Genomic DNA, 13,055 nt, shown 5'->3' on the forward strand with positions numbered 1-13,055 from the left:
AAACTACAGGAGATTACTTCCTGCAAACTTCTCTCATAATTACACTTTCAAAATTAATAAAAATTGTAAGGTGTAATAACTTTAATTCTTATAATTAAGCCAGATGGCTTAAAATATCATTCCGGATGCGCTCATTATAGTATTCGTAGGTGAACTTATCCGTGATTCCGTTAACACGCTGTGACATAGCCTTTAAACTTTCCCTATGCGCAAGTATCCATACCAGACATTCCCTGATTTCCTCAGGAGAAATCTCCTTCAGTAACAACCCGTTTTTGCCATGTATGATATACTGGCCGATGCAGGACAAATCAGACACAACCGGTATGCAACCAAAGGACGCCGATTCGGCCAGCACCTTTGGAAAACCTTCTGACAGGGAAGGTAAACAAAAAATGTGTGCCTTACTATAGATATTATTCAACGCTTCACGCTTAAGGGGACCGGTAAACACATAATCGATAGCCAGCATCTCTTCCGCCAGTTTTTCAAAATGCGCTTTTTTGATCCCCCCACCAACAAAATAGACGGTACCCAGACCTGACCCCGGTTTGAAGTCCGCCAAAGCACTTAGCAACCGGTCAAAGCCTTTTCGTTCTTCAATCCGCCCAACAAACAACAAATCCAAGTCTCCTGAAAATGATTTGGAAATCGCTGTTTCCTTTGCCTGTTGCAATTCCCGGCCGGTAAAACAAGGGTTTTCAAAGCTGATCAAATGCTTTTGCTGTCCGGGCCAGTAGCCGTTAATTGTTCCTATTACTTTTTTATGCTTCTTGAGATAATCTTTTTGCAATTTGTAGGATAACGGTGGGTTTTCAAGCTCCCAGTTACCGGCATATTTGTACCAATACACCGGTCTGGTGATAAAATCAGCAATCATCAAAGTAAAAAAAGCCGGAATGGAAGGCCCTCTGGCATGTATGACATCATGTTTTTTAATATGGTGGTAAACCCGGTAAAAGTAAACAGGGATTTTCAAGAGAATTTTCAACTTGCCGATTAAACTTTTTCCACCAATATTATTCAGAAATACAAACTTTACACGGGCATTTTTCAGTGTTACCGCACTATCCCGCATCTTATTTTTTTCGTGTTTAAAGCCTATCCAGGTAATCTTGTCGAAAAGTGGATAAAAATTCTCTATCTCCCTGACCACGGGCTCAAATGCCAGATTTTTACCATCCACCTGCCACATAGGCGTATCCGATACAATCAACAGGTCAGGCTTTTTTCGTAGATTTTCATGCATCGTCGATAGTAGTTTTCAGCGGAATAATATTTTCTGTACAGATTAACCAGTTCCTCCCTGTTGTTCATGGATTGTAGGTGTCTGATCCGTTGTATCCAGGCATCTGCTTCAAAATTGTCTGTAATGAAATCCGGAATCTCTTCCTTTAGTTGATCGATTACTTCACCGGTTCGAAAGCTGATAAATGGCAATCCCTGGCATAGATATTCAATAAGCACCAGGGGTCCGGTTTCGGATTTTGCTGTGTGTATAGCGAGGTTGTACCGGTGTAATTCAGGCTGTATATCCATACAATCATGTACAAAGCTGACCCTGTCGGCTATTCCCAAACCTTCTATGGTGCCTTTCAACTGATCATAATAGCCCCGATCCACAATCTGGCCATAGATGGTTAAATTTGTCTCTCCGTTTTCCGATAACTTTTTAGCTATTTTTATGGCAAACTCAATATTTTTCTCTTTTCTTATGTTTGATACCATGACCAGCCTTATACCTTCGCTTTCCGGAACTGAAGGCGTTTTCACATCTTTTCTGATGATAATATTGGACAAATAAAACACCTGATCCCAGGGCAGTCCGGCTTTCTCCCTGGCCCAGTCAGCCAGTTGTTTGCTTACACCGATATAGATAGCCTTGCCCAGAGCCCATTTTAGCGAGACTGGAACAGTCTGGTCAACATTGATTTTTCCATAATGATCATGAAAAATAATTTTGGCCTTAAACGGAAACAGCATTTTAACCAGCCAGACATATTTCAAATTATGGCGCATATGAACATGGAGAATATCATGATTTTTTGCCTGGCGGCTTAAAGTCCTCATGGGCCGGAAACTGAACCGTGAAGTGCGCCTAAGATCCACCTTTGTAATGTTCTTGTCCAGGTCATTTCCAAGAAGTCCATGATCTAAAATTGCTATCGTAGTTACCAGGTGTCCGTTTCTGCATAGTATATTGGAAAGGTCGACCATCACCCTTTCGGCACCTCCGGCATCGAGACGATCAATGACCTGCAGGATTTTAAGGGAATGCGTTAGCTGAGCCATTCAATTTTATCTCCTTCAAATATCATTTTGGACGACAATTTCCAGGATTTGTTGACCTGAAACAGAACCAGCGGGAATACAAAGATGCTGATGATTGCCCCAAGCAGCAGCATGAACTTGTTTCGCTTGAATTTGTAGGGCATAATGGAGGGGGGTACTGAATTCAACAGGGAATAAATCGCCAGTTTTTTTCCGAAATATTTTCTAAAGAGGAACAATACACTAGGGATAGGCCTCGGGGCCAGGAGCTTTTTGGGTCTGAAGCCGTCCCAACTGCCCATCTGCCTTAAGCCTCCACTTGGCACCTTGAGATGAATTCTTTTGGCATAAGGGTTCGAAATGCTTAAAAATCCATTCAAGTAGGCCCGTAAACCAAATTCACCGTCACCCATTCGCTGCCCGTCATATTGGCGGTCGAACAGGCCCACTTTTTCAAACACGTTTCTTTTGATCATTGCATTGCCTGAATCAAATTGATCAGCCCAGCGGAAATAACTGTAGTTTTCAGGTATGGCAGCTCCTACAGTCGATAAGGATACCCCTGCGGAAATATCCGCATTAAAATACTCCAGGCCTTTCAAATGTTCAGCGGTCCAGTCAGGATCAACCCTGGAGTCGTCGTCAAACATGAGTATATAATCACCAACCGATTGCTGAATGGCCCTGTTTCTGGCAAGCCACTGCCCCTTTTGATCCTGAAAAATCAGCTTGAGCGGTAATTGCGGAAACTGATCATAGAAGGCCTTATCGGGGTTATCGGTTTGGTCGATTACGATGATTTCATGGGGTGGAATGGTTTGGTTACCCAGATCCAGCAAGGCATCTTTAAGGTATTTATACCTGTTTAAAGTAGGGAGAATAATACTGACACCAGGTTTTTGTTCTAAAATACGGGCTTTGTATGATAAGTAACCTTCATGCTTGTGAAACGGACTGAACAGATGGGTCTTGCTTGTTTTGGCACCTTTAAAAAAAGCCGGCAACTCTTTGAATGGGTTATGGAAGGTTATTAACCTCAAAAACAGAATGTATAATGACCAGGCCGGGTTAAAATACTTTCGCACAAACCTGTAATTATCAGTAAGGCTGGGCTTGTCAACTAACTTTTCCCGTGTAAGCGCTTTTTGAGGTTGATGGGACATTATACCTCTGTTCCACGCCTGAAAAGCCGCGTCAAGCAGTGTGGCACTATGGCTGTCAAAGGTACCGTCATATTCGATAATACTTTTTTCATTAGCCTCTAATTGATTGTATTCAAGCCAGTAAGGGGTATTTCCCTTCGTTGGTTTGAGATTGAAGTACCAGGTCGGCTTGATGTATCTGGTGAAATGAAAGTATTCAAGTAGCATACAAATCAGACTTACTATCCGGCCATAAAAAAGCCAGTCAAAATTAGGATATTATATAATTTAAAGAAAATATATTAACCTTCATGTAAGGATAAAGCCATTATTCCATAAATAATTGAAAACATGATAGTTAATTCAGGCTGCTAAGATCAAATCTGGCTGAGAAGGGCCCAAGGATCTGCACCTGCCCCGGATAGGTATTTTTTAAGCCGATGATGTCCGAACCAGATAAAAACCAGCAAATAAATTGTCGGTGGCCAATCATTTCACTGATTTGTAGCAAGGTTGATTGATGGTTGAGTTCCTGTGACTTAATGTGAAACAACTGCATGGTGGAATCGTCTTTTTTTAAGGTTCTGACTTTGTAAAGATCATGCTCAAAAACAGGCCTGGGTTCAACATATCCGTTACGTAACAGGTTGACGAGCACCAATTTGTAGTCATTATTTTGCAGTACAGGCAGGTTTTCTTGCTGTGATAACAAAATCACCTGGTCCCTTTCATTATCTATACCTTTCACCAAAGCACGCCAGCCACCCATAAAAACGGCACCATAACCCCACACCGGTCGTGGCCCCTCAGGGGTTGGGATGGGAAAGCCTCCTGAGAACACCCCCGGTTTTATACCACTAATGGATAGGTTGGTGTCGAGCGATTTGGTTTTATCAAAATCTGAGTTTTCTTTATAACTGATTTCAAACCCAGGACCCCTGGAACTAGTGCCTGTGTTGATTTTAACCCCCACAATCCAGGGAAGAGCCACTATCGATAAAAACAGCATTTTAACCACGGCAACTTTTCCATCCGCATAATTCAGATAGGACGCGCTTTTTTTCCAAATGAAATCAAAACCATAATAGACGACCAGAAACAAACCAGGCAACACCATGATAAGCGCTTTTGGTAAATAGGTGAAGCCCAGATAAATCTTTGGCAAAAAGCCGGCTACAGCCAGAATTACAAACGGCCATTTTTTTTCAGCAATCAACCTGATCAATCCAACCCCCAAACAAAAGAGGAAAGCGGGCGTCAGCAATGAAATTAATACGCCAATCCGCTTGAAAGTGCTACCTTCTTTGGCCCCCAGATAATCCTTGGCCCAGGTAATCACCTCAACGATCCTGGTAGGTGGGTATCCTGAAATATAGATGAAAAGGATTACGGAAACAATGGCCAGTACGGACCATATTCCTAGTTTTAGCAGGTTAGGAAAATTCCATTGTTGCTTATTCCATACAACAAAAAAGATATCCGCAAAAATGACAATGCCATAAATGGCCACATCCCAGCGAAAAGATGCACCCAAGCCATACAGAAGCAGGGAAAGGATGAACTTCCAGGGGTTTTGATCAGATTCGCTAAAAGCCTGCCTGGCCATTAAATGCCCGGTCAGAATCAGCAACATCGCCAAAGTAGAGGGCATATAAATCAGGCCGAAAAACAACAATTCAGGCGCTATCAGCGGTAACAACGGAATGAAATAGACAAGATTTTTATGTGATTCCCCGGGAACCCAGGCGGCAATCAGTTTCAGCGATAGTATTACAAAAATCAGGGCTGAAATTGCCGATAAGGTAATGGAAACATACCTCAGCAAGGGCTCATGGGCCGGCAAAAAGCCAAGCACAAAATCCATCATGCCATGGTATGGACTGTAGGGTTCCTGAAAATCAGCATCCCTTCCCAAGGCATGATAAGCTACGGTAGAAGCATCATCACCTTCGACATACACGAATGTTAACGAAAAAATGTAGACAATAAAGAATACCAGCGCTACCGACAAATAAGGTTTTTTTTTGAATAATTCTTGCATTTGTTGTCTGTTGGATGTTTTAGCAACTGTGATAGAATTGGCAGATCAAATCAATAATCAAATCCTGGTCACTTTGCTTTAAATCATAGTAAAATGGCAGGCGCAAAAGATGATCACTGTAATAATCAGTCATGGGCAACGGCCTTTGGTCATGAAATTTATGGAAATAGGTACTCTTATGCAGGGACAAATAATGAAAAACTGCCAATATTTCCTTCTTTTTCAGGTGAGTTATCAGGCCTTTACGCTCCTTTTCCGTACGGCAGAGCATATAAAACATGTGCGCATTATTGGTGGCGTATTCGGGAATTACCGGTAATTTGATAAAACCTTCTTCTGCCAGGGCTGATAAACCCCGGTAGTAATTTTCCCAGATTTCTTTTCTCCTTTGCTGGATATTTTCCAAATTCTCCAGTTGGGCAAATAAAATGGCCGCTGTGACGTCGGAAGGCAAAAACGAAGAACCTATATCGACCCAACCATACTTGTCAATTTCACCGCGAAAGAATGCGGAGCGATTAGTACCTTTTTCTCTGATAATTTCTGCCCGGTCCATGAATTTATCATTATTAATAACCAACATTCCCCCCTCGCCGGAAATAATATTTTTGGTCTCATGAAATGAAAACGCAGCCAGATCACCTATGCTACCAAGAGGCTGCTCTAAATAATAGCTGTCAATGGACTGGGCGGCATCTTCTATGACATATAATCCGTGTTTTTGGGCTAATTCCATGATTTTCTCCATATCATTGGCCATACCGGCGTAATGAACCACCACAATGGCTTTTGTTTTCTCATTGATAAGCGGCTCGATCTGCCTGATATCGAGGTTAGGGTTTTCATGGTTACTATCGGCAAACACAATTCTGGCATTTCTCAACACAAAAGCATTGGCTGAAGAAACAAAAGTATAAGAAGGAATGATTACCTCATCCCCTGCACGGGTATCGATCAATATAGCCGCCATTTCCAGCGCATCGGTGCAGGAGGTTGTCAGCAAAACCTTCTTAAACCCAAATCTTTCCTGAAAGAATTCATGACATTTTTTGGTGAAAATACCATCCCCGGATATTTTGCCGGATTTTACTGCCTGCTCAATGTATTTGGTTTCGTTTCCCGTAAAATACGGCTTGTTAAAAGGTATTTTCATCTAACTCATTGAATGGATAAATGGATTTGTTTTTTTACTTTTTCAAGGGTCTTAAATACTTCTTCCAAACTGTCTCCCTTAGCAATAATCTGGCCGATCCGGTCGGGCCCGACCTCAAATTTATTCACGCTATCACCCGGTTCATAGTCCAGCGAACAGTCTACTATCTTGTCAGACGGTTCCACCTTCAGATCCACCTGTGTAATAATCCCTGACTTAGGGGCTTTTAGAATTTCTGCTCCGCAAACCTGATTTCCACAAAACTGTTGAGAGATACGCGCTCCCATAGCAGCCCTGATGATTAATTCATAATAGTCGATGTCATAATAAATGGAAACCAATTCAGGCAAACAGGTCGCACCGGCCCTTGCCGCCAATTCCAAAAAATAAATCTCTCCGTCTCTTAAAATCAGGTCTGCATTAATGGCACAATGATCCATTTCCAATGCCCTGACAGCTTTTTCCATCTGCTCACGCAGGTCTGGCAGGGACATCTCAAATGGCATGTAATGCCCCACAGGCACCACAGTCTTTCCCTGGTGCAACATGTCACCATGGGGCAAGACAAACAAAATCTCACCGTTTTGTACAAACGCCTGGGCGCCAAACTCTATTCCTTCAATAAACTCCTCTACAATAAATTCTTTCTTGGCAGTCACTTGTTTTAATTTCTCGAGGACTTCAGGAATCTCAGATTTATCCTCTACTTTTATTGTCCCCCGGCTACCCGAGCTATCCGGTACCTTGAATATAACGGGCTTTTGTAAAGCATCAAATGCCTCATAGGATTCATGTAAATTACTGATTTTTCTAAATTCAGCACTCTTAATGCCATTTTCCTGAAAAAGTAACTTCATGACCAACTTGTCAGAAGAGGCCATTGCTGCCTGATAGGATGGGCCAACCAATCCCAGTTCGTCCACCACCAGGCCCAGTGATTTCATAGCCACATCGGTTCCTGAGGTACAAACGCCATCGACTTTTTCTTTCCTGGCAATATTAAATATTTCTTTTTCATCGGTGGTGTCCTCAAAATATATCCGGTCAGCCAGCGCAAATCCGGGATAATTACCTTTTACACTGGTAACGACCACTTCTAATCCCATGGATTTAGCAGCTTTGATTAAAGGAAGTTGATAGACACCCGCTCCCAATATCAAGATTTTTTTCATTCGTCAATTACATTTATTTGCGAAGAAGCCACTTCCTGACGTGGATCAGACGATCCCTTTCGATAATGTACTGTTCTTACCACAAATTGACTGATTTTTGAAGACTCTTTGAGCAACCTTGAAATGTATTCACCGAGAATAGAAAAGAAAACTAAAAACAGGGCATTGTAGAAAGAAATAAAGACGATCAGCGTGGTCCATCCCTCGGGGGCTTTGCCGATAAACAGTTGCTTGAAAATGTAGCCCAAACCAATGATTAATGAAATGATAGAAATCGTAAAGCCAAAAACTGCAACTATCCGGAGCGGTATGGAGGAGTAATTTATTAACAGGTTAAACGACAGGTGTATTAATTTAGCCAGGTTGTAATTTGACCGGCCGTATTTCCTGGCCAGGTGCTCTACCTTATGATTGGTCACCGAGGTGGTTATTGTCAAAAGCATTCCCGAGATATAAGGAAATGGTGTTTTAATACTTTTGGCTTCGTCAACGACCTCTCTTCGTATTATGCGGTAACTGGAAAAGCTCATTTTGTCTTTCAGATGAAAGATTTTCCGGTTCAACTTTCGAATCATCAAACTTCCCAGGTTTTTATAAGCTTTGTGGTTTTTTTCCTCCGGAATTCCAAAGACCACGTCATAACCCTCCTCCAGTTTTTTAAATAAAGCGGGGATTTCTTCCGGGGGATTTTGCAGGTCATCATCGATCGTGATCACATACGCGCCACGGCTGTAGTTAAAACCGCACATAATGGCATTGTGTTGCCCATAATTTTTCAGCAAATCTATGATGGTCGTGTTTTCAGGATAGCGCTTGTGGATTTTCCTTAGCACGGCATAGCTCGTGTCACTACTTTTATCATTGACAAAAATGACCTCAAATGACGCTCCCATTTTTTCGAAGGTAGCTGAAAGCCTCTGATACAACTCTTCCAGCGACCGTTCGCTGTTGTAAACCGGAACCACTACCGAAAATGTGCACTTTTTTGATTGATCCATATAAAATTTTCTAAGATCTTATTTTTTCCTGATCAAATTTTCCGGATTTTCCATGAATTTGGTTTTTGCCAACAGAAATCCGGCATAAATTACGTGAAACTCCAGGTAAAACTCGGTTTATGGGCTTTGGATTTTATACAAGAAATAATAATAATAATTCTAAAGATAAAACAAAAATAAATATTATTTCAAAATACCCAGGCCAGCACCTTTGAAGATTGTAAGTTTGAAGAACCATACTATCTTTATTTCATGTAATAAGTGAAAAAAAATCAACTATCTTGCGTGTGGTTCGTATTGATTTTTAAAACTTTCCATATGAAGAAATGCTTGCTCATCACTGTCTTCATCATGCTGGCAATCTCTGAAGTTGCCCAGGCACAAAGAAGCTCGATTCAGATTGCCAAATTAAAGTATAATGGTGGTGGTGACTGGTATGCCAATAAAACTGCCCTCCCCAATCTGATTGCCTTTTGTAACGAAAACATCAAAACCAGCATACAGGAACAGGATAAAGTAGTAGACGTCGGAAGCCCTGAAATCTTTTTCTATCCCTATGTCTATATGACTGGTCACGGCAATGTGGTTTTTTCTCAAAGTGAGGCTCAAAACCTGAGAAAATATCTGCTATCCGGTGGTTTTTTGCATATTGATGACAATTATGGGCTGGATCAGTTTGTCCGGTTAGAAATGAAAAAGGTATTCCCCGAACTGGAATTTGTTGAACTTCCTTATAACCATCCCATCTACCATCAGCGGTTTAAATTTCCCGAAGGCCTACCCAAAATCCACGAACACGACGGAAAACCTCCCCAGGGGTTTGGATTAATGTACGAAGGCCGGCTGATGTGTTTTTATTCCTATGAAAGTGACCTCGGAAACGGCTGGGAGGACCAATCTATTTATAACGACCCTGAAGAAGTAAGGCGGCAAGCCTTAAAAATGGGCGCTAATATTATCAGCTTTGCTTTTACCCAGGACTGATTTTACAAAGGATTGCAGGATTTGTCTACCTCAACTAAAGTTTTAAGAACAAAACTATGATTTTAGTTTTAAAACTAAATTATTAGTTTTATGTTTGTAAGGTAGTTTACTTTATCATTAAAAACATTAGCCATGAAAACTATCTGCTCAATTATCATTTGTTTGCTGCTTATTACCGCCTGTCAGGATGAACCACTTAGCAGCATGGAAAAAATCAATGATGAATGGTCTGAAAAAAATGACGAAAACCAGCAAGCACAATTCGTGATTGACGAAATCATGAAAAAGTACAATGCCCACAGCTATCAAGTCACCGAATTGCAGGAGGGTGACCCTCCCCGGGCCGTTTTCATTTTACGTGATTATCAAAAGCAGTCGATCGAGGAAATCACCATCGACGACAGGGCGAGAATGGCTGCGGCTATTGCCACGATTGGCATTACACAAAAGGATATGGCCATGTTGAAGGATGTAGATGATATTTTCACAGTTGTTGAAGAACCGCCGGCACCGACAGTAGGCATGCGTGCTTTCTACCGATACGTCACCGAAAATTTGAAGTATCCCAGGTCGGCCAGGGAACAAGGCATCCAGGGAAAGGTTTTTGTACAGTTTGTTGTCAACGACTTTGGAGAGATTACCCATGTAGAAGCCATCAAAGGCATTGGTGGAGGTTGTGACGAAGCCGCGGTGGAAGTTGTCAAAAATTCTCCCTTATGGATCCCGGGGAAACAACGCGGCGAGGCCGTGAAAGTCAGGATGGTAATCCCTATCGGTTTTAAATTAGACGATGCTTAATTCTTTCAGATAAATATTATCTTTAATTTTACGTTAAGCCGTTAACCTTTAACTATGAGAGAACTCACCAAAGCAGAGGAACAGGTAATGCAGATTCTATGGGAATTAAAAAAAGGGTTTGTCAAAGACATCTTAGCAAAAATGGAGGAACCAAAACCTGCCTACAATACTGTTTCCACCATTGTCAGAATTCTGGAGAAAAAGGGGTTTGTAGGCTATAAAGCCTATGGCAAAACACATGAATACTTTCCCTTGATTGGCAAAGACAAATATAAGAACTTCTATCTGAAGAACTTTGTAGGCAACTATTTTGAAGGATCCTTTCAGCGTCTGGTGTCATTTTTTGCCAAATCCAATGATATGGATATCCATGAAGTGGAAGCATTGATGAAATTAGTGGAAGACGACCTAAAAAAGAAAAAAAATGAATAGTGTCATTAACTATGTTTTTCAGTCGGCATTTTGCCTGTTGATCTTCTATGGTTTTTACTTTGTTTTTCTAAAGAGGGAAACCTGCTTTCAATACAACAGGGCCTACTTACTGGTTTCCTCTGTTTTGGCTTTATCATTGCCTTTGGTAAATTTTTATTGGTTATTCGGCTCATCCCTATGGCAGCAAGCCGGCATAATCCCTGTGATATATCTGCCGGAAATTACCTTTGTTTCCGAAGGAGTAGCCCGTTGGTTTGATGTTAGCCTGGCTGGAATTTTATCAGGTATTTACTTTACCGGGGTGGTGCTTTTCCTTGGAAGGTTTTTAATCCAGGTTTTAGCGATAAAAAGGATTATTGCCCACAACAGGTGCAACATAAAGTACTGGAAAGACTGCTACCTGATCAATACAGACGGAAAATTGCCAACTTTTTCATTTTTCAAATATTTGTTCTGGGATAACAGCATTGAATTTACCGATCAGGAAAGATCGCAGATCTTAAACCATGAATTGGTCCACATCAGACAGAAGCACAGCTACGATATTATCTATTTCGAAATACTCGGGGCGCTGTTTTGGTTTAATCCGTTGATCAGGTTATACAAAAAATCCATTACCGATACCCACGAATTCATCGCTGATAACCTTGTACTCAAAACCGTTGACGGTTATCACTACGGCCAGTTGATCGTCAGGCAGCTATTCAAGCGAATGGATTTGTCAATGGGTAGTTATTTTAACAAATCGCAGGCCTACCGCCGGATCGATATGATTAAAATGAATGGGAAAAAAACCCGTTTATATAAATTGTTGATGGCATTACCTCTGGTCGTGTCACTTACACTTATTATGGGGGTGGGTGTTAACCAGGGGGCGGCCTCTGATTTGGTCTACCGCAGCTTTTTACCACCGGCGCTCGTAGAAAGCATTCATAAAGACCCTTATAAGGACCTCCTGTCTTCCAAAGAATCGCCTGAACATGCATCTCTGCCCGGTCAGGATACTGACAGGCCTCCTGAAATTGGAAATATACCAGGGAAAGACAATGATATGCATGATTTAATATCCCCTAAGCCCGGAACAAGCATCAAAAAGACTTCCCTTGTCAAGGATGAGGTCTTTACAATCGTTGAGAAGCAGCCCTTTCCCAAGGATGGTATGGAGTCATTTTATGATTACGTACGAAAAAGGCTTAAATACCCAACCGGGGCCCGTCGTAAGGGTGTTGAAGGAAAAGTTTTTGTGCAATTTGTGGTAGAAAAAGACGGTAGTTTAAGCGATGTAACTGTCATTAAAGGCATTGGAGCCGGTTGCGATGAGGAAGCCAAAAAAGTAATTCAAAATGCGGAAAACTGGATACCTGGAAGGCAACGTGGTATTCCTGTAAATGTCAGGATGGTGATACCAATTACATTTAGCCTTGGTTAACCAGGTTTGTCGATCCCGGTGGCTCCCTCCCATCAGTTGTTGTCACCTTTCCCCAAAACCACTAAAAATATTTTGGCCTGATAATCTCGTTAAGAAGAATGGCTTTTTTCAATCCATCGGGATTTTTCAACATTTCCCTGATGTCGACACCCAGCCTGCTTGTATCCTTCCCGTTGTAGTCCTCCTGGGCTTTAAAAACGGAGGGAGCTCGAAGCACATCCACTTCACTTACTTCAACATTTTGGAATTCATCATAAACCGATGATTTCTTGCTTTCTGCAACAAATGGTCTTTCCGTTTCGAAGAATGGCTCGGGTTGGTCAATCTCTTCTTCGGCTATTTCCTTTTCTTTCACCTCCGGTTCCTGCTGCTGAGTAAACTCCCTGAGCAGATCTTCAAAGTTTGGACGGCGTTGGGTTTTCCCCGGTGGGGACTCCTGGGTTACTTCTCCAAAATCACCGGGAATCGGCGAATCCGGGCCGTTTTGGGGCAAATTTTTTGGCTTTCCCCTTTTCATAGCTGAATAGATCACATATATGATCGCTACGATGATATAAAATATTGTCGATAAATCATCCATAATTACTGTTAAATGTACTATGATTATTTCGATTATAAAAATATGACAATCACGA

The 13,055-nt window shown here is 41.6% G+C and carries 12 protein-coding genes; 4 read left to right on the plus strand and 8 right to left on the minus strand.

Going from position 1 to position 13,055, the window contains the following annotated elements; translation table 11 throughout:
- Positions 1–94: 94 nt before the first annotated feature.
- The 7 genes from AC04NP_RS18015 to AC04NP_RS18045 form a co-directional block, all read right to left on the minus strand.
- Positions 95–1,249: a glycosyltransferase family 4 protein gene (locus AC04NP_RS18015; RefSeq protein ID WP_482861280.1), complete on the minus strand. Its 1,155-nt coding sequence runs from the start codon at positions 1,247–1,249 to the stop codon at positions 95–97.
- Positions 1,213–2,292 carry a glycosyltransferase gene (locus tag AC04NP_RS18020; RefSeq protein WP_482861282.1) on the minus strand — a complete coding sequence of 360 codons (1,080 nt, stop codon included), beginning with the start codon at positions 2,290–2,292 and terminating at the stop codon, positions 1,213–1,215. Before AC04NP_RS18020 ends, AC04NP_RS18015 begins: the two co-directional genes overlap by 37 nt.
- A complete protein-coding gene (locus AC04NP_RS18025) occupies positions 2,280–3,641 on the minus strand; it encodes a glycosyltransferase family 2 protein (RefSeq protein ID WP_482861283.1) in 1,362 nt (453 codons plus the stop codon). Before AC04NP_RS18025 ends, AC04NP_RS18020 begins: the two co-directional genes overlap by 13 nt.
- Positions 3,642–3,771: 130 nt before the next feature.
- The gene (locus AC04NP_RS18030; protein ID WP_482861285.1) at positions 3,772–5,454 is read right to left on the minus strand and encodes a hypothetical protein; all 1,683 of its coding nucleotides are present in this window, start codon (positions 5,452–5,454) and stop codon (positions 3,772–3,774) included.
- Between the two features lie 19 nt (positions 5,455–5,473).
- The gene (gene rffA / locus AC04NP_RS18035; RefSeq protein ID WP_482861286.1) at positions 5,474–6,607 is read right to left on the minus strand and encodes a dTDP-4-amino-4,6-dideoxygalactose transaminase; all 1,134 of its coding nucleotides are present in this window, start codon (positions 6,605–6,607) and stop codon (positions 5,474–5,476) included.
- A gap of 5 nt (positions 6,608–6,612) precedes the next feature.
- Positions 6,613–7,779 (minus strand): ATP-grasp domain-containing protein, encoded by a 1,167-nt coding sequence (locus AC04NP_RS18040; RefSeq protein WP_482861288.1) that lies wholly within the window; start codon positions 7,777–7,779, stop codon positions 6,613–6,615.
- On the minus strand, positions 7,776–8,777 hold the full coding sequence (locus tag AC04NP_RS18045; RefSeq protein WP_482861289.1) for a glycosyltransferase family 2 protein: 1,002 nt from the start codon (positions 8,775–8,777) through the stop codon (positions 7,776–7,778). Before AC04NP_RS18045 ends, AC04NP_RS18040 begins: the two co-directional genes overlap by 4 nt.
- 318 nt (positions 8,778–9,095) lie before the next feature.
- Between AC04NP_RS18045 and AC04NP_RS18050 the strand changes: the two genes are divergently transcribed.
- The 4 genes from AC04NP_RS18050 (at position 9,096) to AC04NP_RS18065 (ending at position 12,420) form a co-directional block, all read left to right on the plus strand.
- On the plus strand, positions 9,096–9,761 hold the full coding sequence (locus AC04NP_RS18050) for a DUF4159 domain-containing protein (RefSeq protein ID WP_482861291.1): 666 nt from the start codon (positions 9,096–9,098) through the stop codon (positions 9,759–9,761).
- 132 nt (positions 9,762–9,893) lie between these two features.
- Positions 9,894–10,559 (plus strand): energy transducer TonB, encoded by a 666-nt coding sequence (locus tag AC04NP_RS18055; RefSeq protein ID WP_482861293.1) that lies wholly within the window; start codon positions 9,894–9,896, stop codon positions 10,557–10,559.
- A gap of 54 nt (positions 10,560–10,613) precedes the next feature.
- Complete coding sequence (locus AC04NP_RS18060; RefSeq protein WP_482861295.1) at positions 10,614–10,991, plus strand: BlaI/MecI/CopY family transcriptional regulator; 378 nt, start codon at positions 10,614–10,616, stop codon at positions 10,989–10,991.
- Positions 10,984–12,420, plus strand: coding sequence for a TonB family protein (locus tag AC04NP_RS18065; protein ID WP_482861297.1), 1,437 nt, complete (start codon positions 10,984–10,986; stop codon positions 12,418–12,420). The genes AC04NP_RS18060 and AC04NP_RS18065 overlap by 8 nt, the downstream gene beginning before the upstream one ends.
- Before the next feature lie 61 nt (positions 12,421–12,481).
- Here the strand turns inward: AC04NP_RS18065 and AC04NP_RS18070 are convergent, their stop codons facing one another.
- Entirely contained in the window at positions 12,482–13,000 is a 519-nt protein-coding gene (locus AC04NP_RS18070; protein WP_482861299.1) for a hypothetical protein, read from the minus strand.
- Positions 13,001–13,055 lie beyond the last annotated feature (55 nt).

Source organism: Agaribacillus sp. DX54, from assembly GCF_056858335.1.

Coding starts and splice junctions, on each gene's coding strand:
- AC04NP_RS18020 (WP_482861282.1), bottom strand. CDS start 2,292: ATGGCTCAGCTAACGCATTCCCTTAAAATCCTGCAGGTCATTGATCGT.
- AC04NP_RS18025 (WP_482861283.1), bottom strand. CDS start 3,641: ATGCTACTTGAATACTTTCATTTCACCAGATACATCAAGCCGACCTGG.
- AC04NP_RS18070 (WP_482861299.1), bottom strand. CDS start 13,000: ATGGATGATTTATCGACAATATTTTATATCATCGTAGCGATCATATAT.
- AC04NP_RS18040 (WP_482861288.1), bottom strand. CDS start 7,779: ATGAAAAAAATCTTGATATTGGGAGCGGGTGTCTATCAACTTCCTTTA.
- AC04NP_RS18045 (WP_482861289.1), bottom strand. CDS start 8,777: ATGGATCAATCAAAAAAGTGCACATTTTCGGTAGTGGTTCCGGTTTAC.
- AC04NP_RS18065 (WP_482861297.1), top strand. CDS start 10,984: ATGAATAGTGTCATTAACTATGTTTTTCAGTCGGCATTTTGCCTGTTG.
- rffA (WP_482861286.1), bottom strand. CDS start 6,607: ATGAAAATACCTTTTAACAAGCCGTATTTTACGGGAAACGAAACCAAA.
- AC04NP_RS18030 (WP_482861285.1), bottom strand. CDS start 5,454: ATGCAAGAATTATTCAAAAAAAAACCTTATTTGTCGGTAGCGCTGGTA.
- AC04NP_RS18060 (WP_482861295.1), top strand. CDS start 10,614: ATGAGAGAACTCACCAAAGCAGAGGAACAGGTAATGCAGATTCTATGG.
- AC04NP_RS18015 (WP_482861280.1), bottom strand. CDS start 1,249: ATGCATGAAAATCTACGAAAAAAGCCTGACCTGTTGATTGTATCGGAT.
- AC04NP_RS18050 (WP_482861291.1), top strand. CDS start 9,096: ATGAAGAAATGCTTGCTCATCACTGTCTTCATCATGCTGGCAATCTCT.
- AC04NP_RS18055 (WP_482861293.1), top strand. CDS start 9,894: ATGAAAACTATCTGCTCAATTATCATTTGTTTGCTGCTTATTACCGCC.